Origin of the sequence: Paenibacillus mesotrionivorans, from assembly GCF_046098205.1 — a bacterium.
Lineage (GTDB): Bacteria > Bacillota > Bacilli > Paenibacillales > NBRC-103111 > Paenibacillus_AR > Paenibacillus_AR mesotrionivorans.
The window spans coordinates 356049-371675 of sequence record NZ_JBJURJ010000006.1; the positions used below are offsets into that span (position 1 = coordinate 356049).

13 protein-coding genes and 1 riboswitch are annotated in these 15627 nt (G+C 57.7%); of the genes, 3 read left to right on the plus strand and 10 right to left on the minus strand.

The window, feature by feature from the left end:
* Positions 1–302: 302 nt before the first annotated feature.
* Together ACI1P1_RS11520 and yfcE are read right to left on the minus strand one after the other, a co-directional pair.
* Complete coding sequence (locus tag ACI1P1_RS11520; RefSeq protein WP_416216532.1) at positions 303–1403, minus strand: glycerol dehydrogenase; 1101 nt, start codon at positions 1401–1403, stop codon at positions 303–305.
* An 82-nt stretch (positions 1404–1485) separates the two neighbouring features.
* Positions 1486–2049: a phosphodiesterase gene (gene yfcE, locus ACI1P1_RS11525; RefSeq protein ID WP_416216533.1), complete on the minus strand. Its 564-nt coding sequence runs from the start codon at positions 2047–2049 to the stop codon at positions 1486–1488.
* A 180-nt stretch (positions 2050–2229) separates the two neighbouring features.
* Between yfcE and ACI1P1_RS11530 the strand changes: the two genes are divergently transcribed.
* Both ACI1P1_RS11530 and ACI1P1_RS11535 read left to right on the plus strand, forming a co-directional pair.
* Positions 2230–2703: a MarR family winged helix-turn-helix transcriptional regulator gene (locus ACI1P1_RS11530; RefSeq protein WP_416216534.1), complete on the plus strand. Its 474-nt coding sequence runs from the start codon at positions 2230–2232 to the stop codon at positions 2701–2703.
* Positions 2704–2732: 29 nt separating this feature from the next.
* The gene (locus ACI1P1_RS11535) at positions 2733–3227 is read left to right on the plus strand and encodes a glutathione peroxidase (protein WP_416216535.1); all 495 of its coding nucleotides are present in this window, start codon (positions 2733–2735) and stop codon (positions 3225–3227) included.
* Between the two features lie 62 nt (positions 3228–3289).
* Here ACI1P1_RS11535 and ACI1P1_RS11540 read toward each other — a convergent pair whose 3' ends face one another.
* Positions 3290–4549: an aminopeptidase gene (locus tag ACI1P1_RS11540; RefSeq protein ID WP_416216536.1), complete on the minus strand. Its 1260-nt coding sequence runs from the start codon at positions 4547–4549 to the stop codon at positions 3290–3292.
* A 42-nt stretch (positions 4550–4591) separates the two neighbouring features.
* A complete protein-coding gene (locus ACI1P1_RS11545; RefSeq protein WP_416216537.1) occupies positions 4592–6031 on the minus strand; it encodes an MFS transporter in 1440 nt (479 codons plus the stop codon).
* 200 nt (positions 6032–6231) lie between these two features.
* Here ACI1P1_RS11545 and ACI1P1_RS11550 point away from each other — a divergent pair, with 200 nt between their 5' ends.
* On the plus strand, positions 6232–7638 hold the full coding sequence (locus tag ACI1P1_RS11550) for a hypothetical protein (RefSeq protein ID WP_416216538.1): 1407 nt from the start codon (positions 6232–6234) through the stop codon (positions 7636–7638).
* 635 nt (positions 7639–8273) lie between these two features.
* On the opposite strand, the gene ACI1P1_RS11555 is transcribed toward ACI1P1_RS11550, so the two are convergent.
* The 6 genes from ACI1P1_RS11555 to ACI1P1_RS11580 form a co-directional block, all read right to left on the minus strand.
* Positions 8274–9536, minus strand: a complete 1263-nt coding sequence (locus ACI1P1_RS11555; protein WP_416216539.1) for a Glu/Leu/Phe/Val dehydrogenase dimerization domain-containing protein — start codon at positions 9534–9536, stop codon at positions 8274–8276.
* Positions 9537–9646: 110 nt separating this feature from the next.
* The gene (locus tag ACI1P1_RS11560; RefSeq protein ID WP_416216540.1) at positions 9647–10966 is read right to left on the minus strand and encodes a WD40/YVTN/BNR-like repeat-containing protein; all 1320 of its coding nucleotides are present in this window, start codon (positions 10964–10966) and stop codon (positions 9647–9649) included.
* A gap of 98 nt (positions 10967–11064) precedes the next feature.
* Positions 11065–11436, minus strand: a complete 372-nt coding sequence (locus ACI1P1_RS11565) for a response regulator (protein WP_416216541.1) — start codon at positions 11434–11436, stop codon at positions 11065–11067.
* Between the two features lie 187 nt (positions 11437–11623).
* Entirely contained in the window at positions 11624–12811 is a 1188-nt protein-coding gene (locus ACI1P1_RS11570; RefSeq protein ID WP_416216542.1) for a mannitol-1-phosphate 5-dehydrogenase, read from the minus strand.
* A 132-nt stretch (positions 12812–12943) separates the two neighbouring features.
* On the minus strand, positions 12944–13606 hold the full coding sequence (locus ACI1P1_RS11575) for an HAD family hydrolase (RefSeq protein ID WP_416216543.1): 663 nt from the start codon (positions 13604–13606) through the stop codon (positions 12944–12946).
* A 175-nt stretch (positions 13607–13781) separates the two neighbouring features.
* Positions 13782–13916, minus strand: a riboswitch (cyclic di-AMP (ydaO/yuaA leader).
* A 126-nt stretch (positions 13917–14042) separates the two neighbouring features.
* A complete protein-coding gene (locus ACI1P1_RS11580) occupies positions 14043–15053 on the minus strand; it encodes an ABC transporter substrate-binding protein (protein ID WP_416216544.1) in 1011 nt (336 codons plus the stop codon).
* Between the last annotated feature and the right edge of the window lie 574 nt (positions 15054–15627).

Consider the following 15627-nt stretch of genomic DNA (forward strand, 5'->3'; position numbering starts at 1 on the left):
ACAGACTCATCCTGCAAAAGTGCAGCTATTTTGCTGGAATTCCGCCTCCCCTTGTCCCCAAATGCAAAAGTGCAGCTATTTTCCGCCGCAAGGTACATCTTGCTCCCATCAGACGAAAATAACTGCACTTTTGCAGGATAGACCGTTAAAACCAAGGTTTGTTTACTAAATAAATGCACTTTTGCATTTCGGATAAGGGTGGGAGTAACGTGCCCACGTGCGCGGTCCTAGTGGAACACGGAGTATGAAAAGGCAATCAGCATCTGGAGGGGGAGCACTGTTCAACCCATCCATAGCAAGGACTAGCCTTCGCCGCGGGACAACGCTGTCCGCCCCAGCCGGTCCGCCTCCCGCAGCGCCGCCAGCACGTTGCCGGGCGTTATGGGGAACGGCATGTTCCCCATGGGATTCTGCGGCAAGCAGGCAGCTTGGGCGGCAGGCCATAACCGGCTGTCCTCCACTTCACCCAGCCCGATTTGCGCCAGGGTGACAGGCAGCCCCAGGCCGGTGGAAAATCCCAATACCTCCTCCACCTCATTGGCCGGCGCCTGCTCCAGCACCAGCTGCACCAGGGTGCAGAAGGCCACGATCTCCCCATGAAGATAAGAGCGTGTCTCCGGCAGAAGAGTCAGGCCGTTGTTCACCGCATGGGCAGCGGCAAGCCCGCCATTCTCAAAGCCAAGTCCGCTTAGCAGCAGCACCGCCTCCACCACCCGCTCCAGCGCCTCGCCGGCGCGGTCTGCGGCGCAAGCGGCCTTGGCCGCAGCGGCGTCCGCCAGCAGCACCTCGTAGCAGCGCCGGGCGATGGCTTCGCCTGCTTGGCTTACACCGGAGCCGCCCGCTGCCCGGCTGTTGGCTCTGGCCTCGAACCAGGTGGACAGGCCGTCTCCCATGCCCGCTACCAGGAAACGGACGGGCGCCCGGGCGATGATGCCCGTGTCCACCAGCACCACCTCCGGCGGCTTGGCCAAGGTGATGTACCGGGAAAGCTCACCCGTGTCCCGGTACACCACAGAAACCGCGCTGCACGGTGCATCCGTAGAGGCAATGGTGGGCACGATGATAACAGGCAGGTTCAGCTCATGGGCCACCGCCTTGGCCGTATCCAAAGCGCTGCCGCCGCCTAAGCCCACCACCGCCGTACAGGCCTCCTGGGCACATAGCTCGGCCAGCCAGCTGATTTCCCCTTCCGTGCATCGCCCGGAGAAGTCTCCATAGATAAGCGGAAACGGCTCCGCCCGCAAAGCCTCCTCCAGCATGTGGCTGACCCGCTGGCGGTCGTCCTTGCCGGCCACCAGAAATACCTTGCCTTCTCCAGCTACCCGGCGGACATATCCGCCCAGCTCCAGCAGCCGGTTGTCCCCTTGGGTATAGATCGACGGGGAAATAAAGCTGCGTTTCATCCTAAACACTCCTTTGCCATAAACCAGCCTGTCCGTCCCTTCCAGGAACGGCACTTACTCGGCCGGCCCCCGGTTAAGCAGATCAGTCTGCTGCGGAACCGTCGAACCGGATGCTTTTCAGCACCTGGCTGCCGTCCAATGTCTTTACTTCAAATAACGAACCCTCCAGCACCCCATAGGAAGCAGGGAAATTTTCCTTGGGCAGGGTAATGGAGCCCGGATTCAGCAGATAGAGGCCGCCGCGCTCCTCTGCAACAGGAACATGGGTATGGCCCTGGATGAACACATCACCCGGAGACAGCGCCGGCAGCTCGTCCATATTGTAATGATGGCCGTGTGTAACAAAAATCCGTCTGCCCTCGTGGAACAAAATCACATACTCCGCCAGAATGGGGAATTCCACCAGCATCTGGTCCACCTCGCTGTCGCAATTGCCGCGGACCGTCACGATTTTGTCCTTTACACTATTCAGCCGTGCCGCCACTTCCTTGGGATTATAATCCTCCGGCAGCGGATTGCGGGGGCCATGATACATCAGATCCCCCAGGCTGACCAGATAATCCGCCCCCTCCCGCTCAAACGCCGCAAGCGCCCGGTCCAGGCAGGAGATGGAGCCATGAATATCCGACAGAAAAAACAGCTTCATGCTTGTTCGCCTCGCTTTCTCAATCATACATATGGATAACTATACCAGATTTTCACACCAAAAATCAGCCGCCCTATCTAAAAATCAAATTGACACATCCCTAGCCCACAGCTATAATGATTGTATACAATTTAATTTTACATCAACTAGATACAAACAAGAAGGAGGACCCGCACCACCATGGAATCGCAGTCGTATATGGATTTGGATAAACAGCTTTGCTTCGCATTGTACGCTTGCTCCAAGGAAATCACCAAGATGTACCGCCCCCTTCTGGCGCCGCTGGGACTCACCTATACCCAGTACATCACCCTGTTGGCCATCTGGAAGGAAGGTCGGATGAAGGTCAAGGATTTGGGCGAGGTGCTTTACCTGGATTCGGGCACGCTGACCCCCCTTCTGAAGAAGCTGGAGGCCAGTGGGTTCGTGAAACGGACCCGGGACGCCCAGGACGAGCGCAATGTCTGGATCGAAGTCACAGAGGAAGGGCGCAAGCTTCGGGAGCAAGCTGCGCATATCCCGCAAACCGCCTTTTGCCGCAGCGGCATGACTCCGGAGGAGGCCATTTCCCTTCACCGTCAATTAAAGGAGCTGCTTGCCCGGCTGGACGGCTTCGTTCCATTTCAACTTCCGCATACCGAGCTTGAAACTTGAATAATCCACTATACCAAGGAGGCCATATCATGTCCGTTCATGATTTTTCCGTCAAAAATATCCGCGGCGAAGAGGTATCTCTCTCCCAATACGCCGGCAAGCTGCTGCTGATTGTCAATACGGCCAGCAAGTGCGGGCTCACTCCCCAATATGACGGCTTGCAAAAGCTCTACGAGCAGTACGGGCCGGAAAAGCTGATGATCCTGGGTTTCCCCTGCAACCAGTTCAACCATCAGGAGCCGGGCAGTGAGGATGAAATCGCCTCCTTCTGCAAGCTCAATCACGGCGTCACCTTCCCGCTGTTTGCCAAAATCGATGTGAACGGCTACAATGCCGATCCTCTCTACAAATATTTGACCAAGGAAGCTCCGGGACTGTTGGGCATCAAAGCGATCAAGTGGAACTTCACCAAGTTCCTCGTGGACGGAAACGGCAAGGTGCTGAAGCGTTTCGCCCCCACCGATGCCCCGGAGGAAATCGGCAAGTTTATCGAGAAGCTGCTGGCCTCCGGCGCACACGCCTAAACGCATACAAACAAGACCCTCCACCTGCCTTGCGGCGGGCGGGGGGTCTTTGTATGTTGGGATCAGCCCAGTGTGCCCGGGGCCCAATTGCCATTGCGGAACACAGCTTCAACGGTGCCGTCATAACGTTCGCCGTCAATATCCATATCCGCCGAACCCAGCATAAAGTCGGTGTGGACCAGACTCACGTTGGCGCCGCGGGCAATCAGCTCCTCCTTGGAATAGGTAGTGCCGTTCTCTATGTTGGTGGGATAGGCGCTGCCCAGAGCCAAGTGGCAGGAGGCATTCTCGTCGATGCCGGTGTTATAGAAAATCCGGCGCAGGTCCGAAATTGGGGAATGGTACGGCACCAAGGCCACCTCACCCAGATAGCGGGCATTTTCATCCGTATCCAAAAGCGCTGCCAAATGCTCCTCTCCCACCTCAGCCTGGAAGCCAACTACCTTGCCGTCCTTGAAGGTCAGGGAGAATCCGTCTACGAGACGGCCGTTCAGGTTCAAGGGCATGGTGCTCTTCACAGTGCCGTTTACGCCGGTGCGCTTCGGCATGGTGTATACCTCTTCGGTAGGCATGTTGGCCACAAAATAAACGCCGAAGCCGTTGTTTTTGCCGCCGCCCAGCCAACGGTGATTCTCAGCCAGCTCCACCACCAGATCGGTGCCCGGGGCTTTGAAGTGGAGGGACTTGTAGTTCTTGGCGTTCAATGCATTGCGCTTGGCCAGAAGCACATCCAGATGCTCCTTCCAGGCAGCTACCGGATCGGGCGTATCCACCCGGTTCATCTTGAAAAGGGTCTGCCACATGGCATCCACCCGCTCGTTCTCAGGCAGGTCGGCGAATACCTTGGAGGCCCACGCATGGGTAGGAGCCTTCACCAGACACCAGCTGAAGTCGCTGTTGCGGACATAACGCTGGAAGGTTTGCCGGGCCAAGGAAGCGGCCTTGTTGGCACGGGACACCTTTTTGCCGTCGATGCCGTTGTACAGATCCGGGTCTGGCACCTTGATGTTCAACAGAGCACCGCCGCCTTCTGCCAGCTGCTCCATCATCTTGGCCGTCCATTGGGGATAAAAATCGAAGCTTTCATCCGGCGCATGCTCGAAACGGGCACGGGTGACCTGCTCGTCATCCCATTGAACCTGCACATACTTGGCACCCGCCTGGTAAGCCCGGCGGACAATCTTGCGGGTCAGCTCCACTGTTTCCAACGGGGATTCGATAAACAGCACCTGCCCGGGTTGGATGTTCACCCCGATCCGGAGCACCAGCTCCGCATATTTTTCCAGCATGTGATCGAATTCCTGATGATTCATACCGCTCATAGCAAAAACCTCCTGTTGATTGTTTGTTAGAAATGCGTGTGTTTACGCGCCCGCTCCTGCCTGCGGTTCCGCATCACGGATAGAGATTCTTCTGGCGGAAATGGCCAAGGCTACCAGACATACACCTGCAGCCGTCCAGAAAACGGCATGCAGAGCGCCCAGCATCGCCTCCGCCTCCGGCCTGACGCCAGACAACTGATTCAACCGGGTGGAATACAAGGAAACGGACAGGGCAATACCCGTCACCATCCCCACGTTGCGCACCAGAGCGTTCAGCCCGCCCGCCGTCCCCAGCTTGGACTTGGGTACGGCCCCCATGATGCTGGAGTTGTTGGGGGACTGGAACAAACCGCCGCCGATGCCGAACAAGGCCAGGTGCAGAGCGACGGTCCAGGCGGATTCCTGTGTGCCCAGGGTGTTCAGCAGCATAAAGGCCAGTGCGTTAATGCCCAGCCCGGCCGTCGTCAGAAGCTTGTACCCGATGCGGTCGGAAAGCCAGCCGGAGAATGGGGCCACCACGGCCATAAACACCGGGTTCACCATCATGACGTAGCCGGTCTTCTCGGGGGAGAAGCCCAGCACCCCCTGCATGTAGAAGGGCATCATCACATTAATGAAGAAGAGGGCGATGAAGGAAAACAACGCTGCGATGTTGCCTACGGCAAAGGTGCGGTTCCGGTACAGGGTGAAGTCCAGCATCGGATAACGCGTCCGCCGCTCCCAATAATAGAAGAGAGCAAGAACTACCAGCGAAGCGAGGCCGCCTGCGATTACCGCTCCCGTCATCCAGCCCCATTCCTGGGCATTGGAGAGAATGTAGAGCAGCGCCGATATCCCCACCATAAACAGCACAGACCCGGTGTAATCGAAGGGCTCCTGGGGCTTCTTATCCCCGCTTCGGGGCAGGATCACCAATCCGGCGGCAAAGCCGATAATCCCGATGGGCACGTTGATCCAGAAGATCGACGGCCAGCCCAGATGGTCCACCAGAATTCCGCCGATGCCCGGCCCGGTCAGAGACCCCAGGGACACCATGGTGCCGACGATGCCAATGGCCTTGCCCCGGTCGCCGGCGGTGAAGGTCTCCGCCACAATGGCCTGGCTGTTGGTCATCAGACACGATGCCCCTAGCGCCTGGAGAATCCGGGAGAGGATCAGAGCCGTCAGTGTGCCCGACCAGGCGCACAGGGCTGAACCCAAGGCAAACAGCAAAAAGCCGCCGTTGTACACCCGGCTGCGTCCGAACAAATCGGAGAGTTTGCCCATAATCGGCAGCGTGGCGCAAATGGTCAGCAGGTATGCGGTCAGCACCCACTGGACGTCATGGAGGGGAACCGCAAGCTCATGTGAAATGGTGGGCAGAGCCACATTGGCTATGCTGCCGTCCAGCGTGGCCATAAAGGTACCCACTGAAACATTGGCCAGAACCGCCCACCGGCTGAAGCTGCGTCCTGCTCCGGAGGGAGACGCTGAAGGATTCATGCGGATGACACTCCTATCTCTCGTTGAAATTTGCTTTCCTCGCGCACATTCTATTGATTATACACCCGCACTTGGGCTCTTGTGAAATCCTTTATCCCCGGGTAGCCGCATAGGCATCCGCCCGCACCCTCCCTATCCGCCTGCATAGGCTGGAGTACAAGAAGCATACGAGCTTTTTGCATACGGGAGGTGGCGTACAGATGGATATTACACTGGTTTCGGTCCATTGGCTGTATCTGCTGTTTATTGTGCTCATTATCGGCTTCATGATCCGGCGTCTGGATACGACGGTGCTGTGCATCTCCGGGATTTTTCTGCTGGGGCTATTGGCCACCGGCGATCTTCCCCGATCCGTCAGCGGGGTCTTCGGCAGCTTCATCTATGCCATCAAAGAGCTGCTGGGCACCATTCTGATCATCTCCATCATCGTGGGACTCAGCCGGGTGCTGACCCGGTCCGGCATCAATGAAACCATGATCTCCCCCTTCGCCCGGCTGATCCGGAGTCCCGGATTGGCGTATTGGGTGACCGGTATCCTGATGATGGTGATCTCCTGGTTCTTCTGGCCGTCTCCCGCCGTGGCGCTGATCGGCGCGGTGCTGCTTCCAGTCGCTGTCCGGGCCGGGCTGCCTGCTCTGGGTGTAGCGATGGCGATGAACTTGTTCGGACACGGCATCGCCCTCTCCAGCGATTACATTATCCAAGGCGCACCCAAGCTGACTGCGGATGCTGCCGGTATCCCTGTAGGCGATGTGGTCGCTGCAAGTGTTCCGTTGGTGCTGGTGATGGGCGCCGTGACCACCGCCGTAAGCTTCTGGTATATGCGCCGGGATATGAAAAGCGGAGCCCTGACCATGAGCACCGGGCTGAAGGCGGACGTAGCCGCAGCAGGCTCTCCATCCGGCAGCGCTTCGGCTCCCCTCTCCCCCAGGATGCGGTTGTTCTTCGCCATCTTGGTGCCAGTTCTGTTTGCACTGGATGTGGTGCTGATGTTTACGATGAATCTGCAAGGCGGGGATGCCACCGCTCTGATAGGCGGCACTGCGCTTCTCCTGATGCTGTTCATTTCCATGGCTGTCCACCGCAAAAAAGGGCTGGAGGAAGCGACCACCTATATGACTGACGGCTTTTTATTCGGCTTCCGGATTTTCGGCCCCGTCATCCCCATCGCCGCCTTCTTCTACCTGGGGGACTCCGCCTTCTTCGAGCTGTTCGGCAAGGTGCTGCCGGAGGGCTCCCACGGCATCGTCAATGACCTGGGCAGCGCCCTGGCCTCCGCCGTGCCCCTGAATCCCGCCGTCGGCGCGGTGACGCTGACTGCTGTCGGCGCCATTACCGGGCTGGACGGCTCGGGTTTCTCCGGCATATCGCTGGCGGGCTCCATCGCCAATCTGTTCGCCGCCTCAATCGGCCACGGCATCGCCACGCTGACGGCCATGGGCCAGATCGCCGCCATCTGGGTAGGAGGCGGCACGCTGATCCCGTGGGCGCTGATTCCGGCAGCCGCCATCTGCGGCGTGGACCCCTTCGAGCTGGCCCGCCGGAACGTGAAGCCCGTGGTGATCGGGCTGGCTGTCACAACGGTTTTCGCCATGTTCCTTCTGTGACGGGTCCGGGATGGGCGAGACCCCTTTACAAAACCAACCTACTACCCGCTGTCTCGGTTGAACGGACCGTGGTTCCTTTACAAAAACCAACCTACTACCCCCCGTCCCGGGCTATCGGACCGTGGTTCCGTTATTTTGCCAAAAAACCCGTTTTTGGTGGTTTCGCGGACACACGGTACGTTATTTCTCTCTGCAGGCCTCCAAACCGGCTGATTCCCTGCAAATAGCGGCTCCTCAGTCCGCATAAGTGGAAAAACAACTCGTTTTCGCCAAATAGGGGCTCCTCAGTCCTTTACGCAAGGGGATGCAGTTGGGTGGGCGCTCCAGCGTCTGCTCCAGGCGGTACAGGCGGGTGCGGTCGGTGACAGAAGGTCGGTAAGCCGCTGCAGTCAGTCCTTCAACTAAACAAAGAGCCGCCAGCGGAAGGTTGGTGCTTCCGTTAGCGGCCTTTTGAGCAGGTGGGGCTGGCGGGATTAGTGGTGCTGATGGGGCTCGTGGAGCTGGTGGGGCTGGTGAGGTGAATAAAGCTAGTAGAACAGGTGTGGTAGTGAGGCTGGTGCAACTGGTTGGACTGGTGGGGCTAGGGGCTAGTGGAGCTGGTGGAGCTAGTGAGGCAACCGCTAGGGCTGCTGGGATTACTGGGGTTGCTGGGTTGCAGCATCCTGCCCCCGGGGCTGGAACAGCAGCTCTGCCGCTTCCCGCTCATACAGGCCCAGCCGCTTGGCCTCAGCCAGCAGACGGGAGGTGTTGCGCCGGCACAGCACTTCGATGTCCTGCAGCACCTCCGCCGCTCCCGAGCGGACGTGGCCGAAGATGGCGGCGTCATAAAACCGGATGGCCCCCAAATTGGCCACAAAGTCGTTGACCACATGGATGCCCCGTTCCTTCAGCACCGCATCCCCCTCGGGGGAAACCGGAATGTTGGCTCCCTCCACCACAAGCGCCGCCCTCACCTGATGGGCATTGCCTGCATGAATCACATCCTCCAGCGCCGCCGGAACCAGAATCTCGCAGTCGATGTCCAGCCATTCCCCATTGGGCCGCACCCGGTCCTCCGGGCGAAAGCTGGCCGAAGCGAGCTCCCCGTGCTTCATCCGGCCCTGCACCAAGGCGGGCACATCCAGTCCGGCGGGGTTTTCCACCAGCAGATTGGCATCCGCTATGCCGACCACCCGGTATCCCATCCGGTGAAGCAAAAACGCGCAGCTCGCCCCCACGCAGCCAAAACCCTGAACCACTACCCGGGCTCCTGCACCTCGCGCCTGGTCTTCAGGGACAGATCCGACAGGATGATCCTCAACGCCGGTTCCAGCGCCAGTGCCACCCCTGCTGTCCGTCTCCCCTTTGCGGTCACCGGCCTGCCGCAGAGCCCTCCAAGCCTCATCGGCACAATAGGCCGCGCCATAGCCGGTTACCGCATCGTTCAGCAGAAATGTTCCGTCCACCGTTTCCTCCAGCAGCCTCCGGTAGGCCTGCAGCCCTTCCATCACATGGGGATCGCGCTTCATCGCAGGCGTAATCAGCTCCACCTGAAGCTCCTCCATCACCGCCAGCACATCCGCAAAGGCTACGCCCAAATCCCCGCCCAACGACACACCCGCCTGCAAATAGGGTTTCATGGCTCTCAGGAAACGGCCCAGCACCGCTTTGGCGTCCGGAGCCTTATAATCATAGGCGATACCCGCCTTGCAGCCGCCGGTGGTGACGCTGCCCCCGGCTTCATATTTATAGGCCATGACCTTGGCCAGACGCTCCACCTCCCGGCGGGTAACGGCCGGATGCATGCGGGTGCCGCCGCTGGCATACCCCTGCACAAAACGGTGAACGACCACCCAACCGGCAGCATCGGTCAAATGGTCGTTCCACTCCAGCACCAGGTACGGCTTTTCATTTCCCATACGCTTCCCCTCCCACAAGTGTCTCAAGGAATGGTGCCTGCATGCCATGCAAGCCTGCCTGATGTTCCTTTTTATACACTATGCATAGGAGGGAGCGTGTGTCCCCCTGCCTACCTGCCGAACACCTCCGCCGGAAGAGTGACTCTTTCCCAATTTTCTCCGCCGTCCCGTGTCCTCAAAAGCGCGTGGCTCTCCCGGTTGGCTTCCGCCAGCAGCCAGCCCAGCCGCTCATCCGCAAAGCAGATCCGGCTGACGCCTACAATGTCCGCCATGGGCGCCGTCTCCCATTTTTTGCCGCCGTCTCCGGTCACCATCAGCCCGCCCTCAATAGGGCCTGCTCCGGGAGTCAGCGCCACAAAGCCTCTGTCCGCGGAGAGGAAATGCATATCTCTGGCATACGGCCGCCCGCCGCGGAATTGGCTGATCTTCCGCCAATTGCCGGGTAATTCGGCAGCGCTGCTGTAGTAGGAAGCCTCCAGGTTGGCGGGATTGAACAATAACACGGAGGCTGTATGCCCACCCGGCGCAGAAACGCCGATCACCGTCTGCCCCCGCTCCGCCTCCGGCAGCTCATCCAGCCGCCAGCCGCTGCCGCCATTGTCCGTGTAGGCCACAGCGGGTATCCGGCAGCCGTCATCCACCTCAGCGGGCTTCGCGCTCCCGGCACAGCCCGGCGCCACCACGTAGCCTGCCGCCCAACCCTGCAGTTGGCCGGTAAACACCGCCTTCTCCGGGACAAAACCCTCCAGCTTGCCATTGAAGGCCGCGGCTTCCCAAGAGGCGCCGCCGTCACGGGTGAGCAGAAGCTGATGAGCCGCAACCGCATATCCCCACCCTTTTGGACTGAGAGACAGAACCTCTGCCGTATACGGATTCCCCTCCTGTTGGGAAGTTTGCGTTTCCCACCGTGGAGTCCAATGAGCCCCGCCGTCCGTTGTTTCATAGATGCCCTTGGACGAACATCCGAGAATCCCCTTCTGCTCCTGGCAGTCCGAGTTCCCCACCACAAACCCGCGGTCCCGCTCCACAGCTGCAAGTGCGGTTATATACATGCCGTCCGTCCCCACCTTGGTCCAATCCGTACCCCCGGTGGAGGTCCGACCTACAAAGGGGCCCGACGTATTTTCCCCGGCTACCCAGCCGACCTTGTCGTTGACAAAATCCATCTGGTCAATCCGGAACCATAAATCCGTGTCATCCTCCTCCGGTGAAGCCCCCACTTCCGGAGTACCTGAACTTGCCTGCGCCACCGAAGGTGCGGAAGACGGCGGCAACGAACCTGCTTGAGGGGTCGCAGCATGAAGCTCCGGACTGCCGGAAGTCCCCGGCAACGCCTCCCCATTTGGACCACAGCCGGTTAACAAAACACCAGTAAGGGTGCAGAGCAGCGCCCAACGCAAAAAAGACCTTGCACGTTCCCTCGTATTCATTCACACCACTCCTTTTCACCGTACCCTTAAAGCCATACGGATCTGCTGGATATGAATTAGACGCGGAACCGCAAGGCCCGGTTTAATAGCACGGGGCATTATGCCCGGCTGAAGGTTTTTTGGATCGCTTCGGATACTCTTTCCTTTTGGATCGGCTTCACCACAAAATCGCTGGCGCCGCTGCGGATGGCATCCAGCACCATTTCCCGCTGGCCCATGGCCGAGCACATGACAACTTTAGCGGAAGCATCCATCGTCTTAATCTTCCGGAGAGCACTGACTCCATCCATCTCAGGCATGGTAATATCCATGGTGATCAAATCGGGTCTTACGAAATGGTACATATTGACCGCTTCCGCGCCGTTCTGCGCTTCCGCCACCACCTCATGGCCCAATTCCTCCATAATGGTCCGCATGACCATCCGCATAAATGCCGTATCGTCCACAACCATTATTTTTTTCTTCTCCATTAATTCCACTCCTTTGGCTGGTGGTTTTGTCGTCTGTTACAATCAATGATACTACGTGGCTATGAACAAATACTGAACATGTGATGAAAGGCCCAAACATTTTCCCATATGCGACAAAAAAGACAAAAAAAGCCGTTCAGATTACTCTGAAAGCGGCTTATTTTGCTATAGTTTGTCATGTCTGCAATTACCGTCCGTCAGCCAGCTTGTAACCGGCCGCATAACGCTCGTTCAGCCTGTAGTACCTGCTGACAATTTCCTTGTGCAGGGGATGGCGCACCGGAATGCCGGTCAGTTCCCCCAGAGCCGATTGGATGCCCTTCTGGCGGATCACCCTTTGTACCCGGACCGCATCTTCATCGCTGTTACTGTCAAAATGAAGCGCAGCTGCGATGGCATCGGCCAGATTGGAAACCGGCAGTCCCAGCCGTGAAGCCAGCATAGCCGGCCGCACCAGGCGGTTGTTGTAGGAGAGCTTGGACAAGGGCGAACGGGCCACCCGCTCGATCCGGTCCGTCAAACCCGGATTGGCAAAACGCTCCAGGGTTTTCTCGATATAGGCCACATGGGCTTTTTCATCGAGCCCGTATTTTTCCACCAGCATCCGCCCGGTTTCCTGCATCACCCTCCGTACCTTGATTTTGACCAATGGCTTTCTCATGGCCTCCTGGATGGTCAGGCAGCCGGCCAGGTATCCGAAGTAGGCGGCGACGCAATGGCCGGTGTTCACCGTGAACAGCTTCCGCTCCATGTAAGCCTCCAGCTCATCAGTAAGAATAATTCCCTGAATGGCCGGGAAGTCCTCCGCCGTGCCGCGTTTGTCCACCACCCACTCGAAGAAGGGCTCCACCTTAACGGCAAGCGGATCCTCCTGCTGCTGCACAGGCACAATCCGGTCCACGATGGAATCCGGAAAATAAACCAGCCTCTCCGCCTGTCCGTGCAGCGCGGGATCAAGCTGGGCGTATACCCATTTTTTGAGCTGGGAGCTGCCACGGATGGTATTCTCACAGGCAATGACGTGAAGCACGCGGGGATTCTCCCGCAGGCGCAGCTCGATTCCACGGGCTATTGAGCCTGCAATATGCTTCAATGAGCCGGCGCCTACCGCCGTTGTCACCAGATCCGCCTCCGCCACCTGGCGCGCCACCGCTTCCCCGTCAGAGATGCGCAACGCTGTCACGTTCCGGACCACGGACACATCCTCGCCTCCCAGACCGCCTGCCAGCATGACTGTATATTGCCCCCGTTTTTGAAGCAGGGCAATCTGCCGCTCATTCCGGGCCACAAAACAAACCTCATAGCCTGACCCGGAGAGCTGCATGCCGATGAACCCTCTGCCGATGTTCCCGGCGCCAAATTGCACTGCTTTCATGTTCTTCCACTCCTTTATTTTTTTGAATTTTCTGTCTTTTCATGCGGTAAAGGCTTCTAGAGCGTGTTGGCTAACACATCCCGGCCCCCGGACCGGAAATGCTCACAGCCCGGAGACAGGTCAGTTGTAAGCTCAGCTGCCCTGGGGGTTGGTTACCAAGTGGCGGAAGTCCAGGTCACAAAGAGAATCCAGCCTGTAATTGCAGGGCTCGAATTCCAGCAGGGAGGTAATCCGGTTGGGGATCACCACACTGTACATTCCTGCGGCAGCCGCCGCCCGTGCTCCGTTGGGAGAATCCTCAATGGCCACCGCCTCGTGGGGCGCCACTCCCAGACAGGCCAGCGTCTGCAGGTACAGCTCCGGATCGGGCTTTACCTTTTCCACATCATCCGCCGTCCGGATACACTCGAAATAGTCTGCGATACCCAGCCTGCTCAAATAACGGTCGATCCACTCCCGGGAGGAGCTGGAGGCCAGACCGATGCGCAGGCCCGCTTCCTTGGCCGCCTTCAGGTAATCCAGCACCCCGGGGCGCAGGAGCTCCTTCTCCATCAAAGCGGTATGCTGGGCGCGGACAGAGGTACGCAGAATGTCCAGATTCACCGGCAGCTTCAGCTCCGTCACAAGGTACTCGTAGGGATTAAAGGTATGGAGGCTGGTTCCGATACACCCAGAGTACAGCTCCACTGTCAAATCCACATTATGCTCCCGGTACGCGTCCCGGAAAGCCTCGTACCAAGCCGTCTCCGTATCAATAATTGTCCCGTCAAAATCAAAAATAATCGCTTTAAGCATGTGTTCCGTCTCCCTTCCGGATTGTGTTTTTTCTCTCTTGCTCCACGGCGGAAGCGGAGGAAACAGACGCACGGACACCAGCAGGGGTCATGGAATGGGCCGGAGTAGATATTGTAGGACAGCACAAAAAGAGCCCTGAAGAACAGGGCCCGACTCTACTTTGTCAAAAGCAAAGAAATGACCCATCTCCTGCTGACGAGGTTAGCTGACGGGCTCGGGTAGATGGTACCCTACATCTTAAGATGACTCGCCCCAATTGCGTGGTTCCCCCGCTTTCCGGCCGCAGCCGAAAACTAAGCGTATTTTTATAATAATCAGAACTATTGGAAATGTCAATTTATTTTCATGACTTATTTTCAAAAACAGGCGGCGGGGGTATATCCCCGAAACAAAAGGACAGCAAACAGTAAGGCCTGTCTGCTGTCCGGTTATATTCTTACTTCACGATGCTTTTGAGGACATCGTCAATGATCATGGAGTTGGCTACCGCCCCGCTGTAGAGCCAGCTTTTGGCCTTGTTGAACTGGAAAACCTGGTTGTTCTTAACAGCCGGAATGGTGCCCCACACCGGATCCTTCAGGGCCTCGGAGCCGGTGGCCGTATCGCTGTTCACGAGGAAGATATAGTCAGCATCCAAGGTCGCCAGCTTCTCCATGGAAATCGAATTCCAGTTGGCCTTGCCGGCAGCGGAAATTTCCTTCACGGCGGCAGGCACGGTAAAGCCCAGGTCCTTATAAAGCACGGTTCCGCTGGAACGGGCTTCGCTGACCACGAAGAATTTATTGCCTACCAGCCAGATGGCGGCGGCGGACTTGGCTCCGGAGGCTTTTTGCAGCTTGTCCTTGGCATCCTTGGCTTTTTGGTCATACGTATCCAAAGCCTTCTGAGCTTCCGCCTTCTTGTCCAGAACCTCGCCGACCTTAAGCAGCGCCTGGCGCCAGTCGCCGTTGATTTCGTCGCCCAGGACGAAGGTAGGCGCAATCTTGGAATATTGGCTGTACTTGTCCCCGGCTACGGTACTGGTATCCCCGATGATCAAGAGGTCCGGATTAAAGCCCGCTACCGCCTCAAACGGCAGATCGCTGGGAACAGGCGGGATTGCGGACAGATGGTCGTTCAGGTAATCCTGCTTCGAGCCCTTGGAGGTCCCCCATTGGGCGATGGGCATCACGCCGATGGCAACAAGATGATCCTCCAGATAGGAAGCGATGATGCGTTTGGGATTGGCGGGAATTTTCACGTCATGGCCCAGACCGTCCTTCAGGGTGCGCTCCGCGGGCGCTGTGGAGGCGGCGGAGGCTGGTGCGGAAGCGGCTGAAGATGCGGCCGGAGACGAGGAGGCACCGCCCGTGTCATTGCTGTTGCTGCCGCAAGCGGCCAGGGTCAAGGATAAGGCCGTCGCACCGGCCAGGATGGCAAACCATTTCTTCGTATAGCGATTATTCACAATATGCTCCCCCTATGATATCGAATGTGATGGTAAGTTGAGACGGATGGGGCTGGATTTTGACAAGATCAAACTAGGAGCCACACCAGGATGTAATGGTAGAAATAGGTTTTAGACCGATATTGATGATAACAATTATCATTATCAATGTCAAGAGGGATTGTTCCGGCTTTGAGTATTCAGTCTTTGAGTATTCCGGCTTTTGAGGGGGAAGCGGATCCAGGCAAATCCCTGTATCTAAAAGCCTACCCGGTGAGTTACGAGTATGCCAAATGCAAAAGTGCAGTTATTCTATGGACCCGCCGCTGAGATAGGGGGTCCGAAATGCAAAAGTGCATCTATTTCCCGCGATTACCACCCAACTGGAGGTTTCAGCGAAAAATAGATGCACTTTTGCAGGATAACATGTACAAATGGGGATTATAGTCAAAAATAACTGCACTTTTGCAGGATAGCACAAGTAGAATAGTCACGCGCGAGGTGGCTATGTGCAGGATAGCACACACGGAATAGTGACGTGCAAAATCGTATCATGCAGAACCTGAACACCACGATCTTGTGCTTCACGACCTTG

Excerpts from the sequence above, each read along its gene's own strand:
- ACI1P1_RS11575 (WP_416216543.1), bottom strand. The coding sequence starts at position 13,606 with ATGCTTAAAGCGATTATTTTTGATTTTGACGGGACAATTATTGATACG.
- ACI1P1_RS11535 (WP_416216535.1), top strand. The coding sequence starts at position 2,733 with ATGTCCGTTCATGATTTTTCCGTCAAAAATATCCGCGGCGAAGAGGTA.
- yfcE (WP_416216533.1), bottom strand. The coding sequence starts at position 2,049 with ATGAAGCTGTTTTTTCTGTCGGATATTCATGGCTCCATCTCCTGCCTG.
- ACI1P1_RS11570 (WP_416216542.1), bottom strand. The coding sequence starts at position 12,811 with ATGAAAGCAGTGCAATTTGGCGCCGGGAACATCGGCAGAGGGTTCATC.
- ACI1P1_RS11560 (WP_416216540.1), bottom strand. The coding sequence starts at position 10,966 with ATGAATACGAGGGAACGTGCAAGGTCTTTTTTGCGTTGGGCGCTGCTC.
- ACI1P1_RS11530 (WP_416216534.1), top strand. The coding sequence starts at position 2,230 with ATGGAATCGCAGTCGTATATGGATTTGGATAAACAGCTTTGCTTCGCA.
- ACI1P1_RS11550 (WP_416216538.1), top strand. The coding sequence starts at position 6,232 with ATGGATATTACACTGGTTTCGGTCCATTGGCTGTATCTGCTGTTTATT.
- ACI1P1_RS11540 (WP_416216536.1), bottom strand. The coding sequence starts at position 4,549 with ATGAGCGGTATGAATCATCAGGAATTCGATCACATGCTGGAAAAATAT.
- ACI1P1_RS11555 (WP_416216539.1), bottom strand. The coding sequence starts at position 9,536 with ATGGGAAATGAAAAGCCGTACCTGGTGCTGGAGTGGAACGACCATTTG.
- ACI1P1_RS11545 (WP_416216537.1), bottom strand. The coding sequence starts at position 6,031 with ATGAATCCTTCAGCGTCTCCCTCCGGAGCAGGACGCAGCTTCAGCCGG.
- ACI1P1_RS11520 (WP_416216532.1), bottom strand. The coding sequence starts at position 1,403 with ATGAAACGCAGCTTTATTTCCCCGTCGATCTATACCCAAGGGGACAAC.
- ACI1P1_RS11565 (WP_416216541.1), bottom strand. The coding sequence starts at position 11,436 with ATGGAGAAGAAAAAAATAATGGTTGTGGACGATACGGCATTTATGCGG.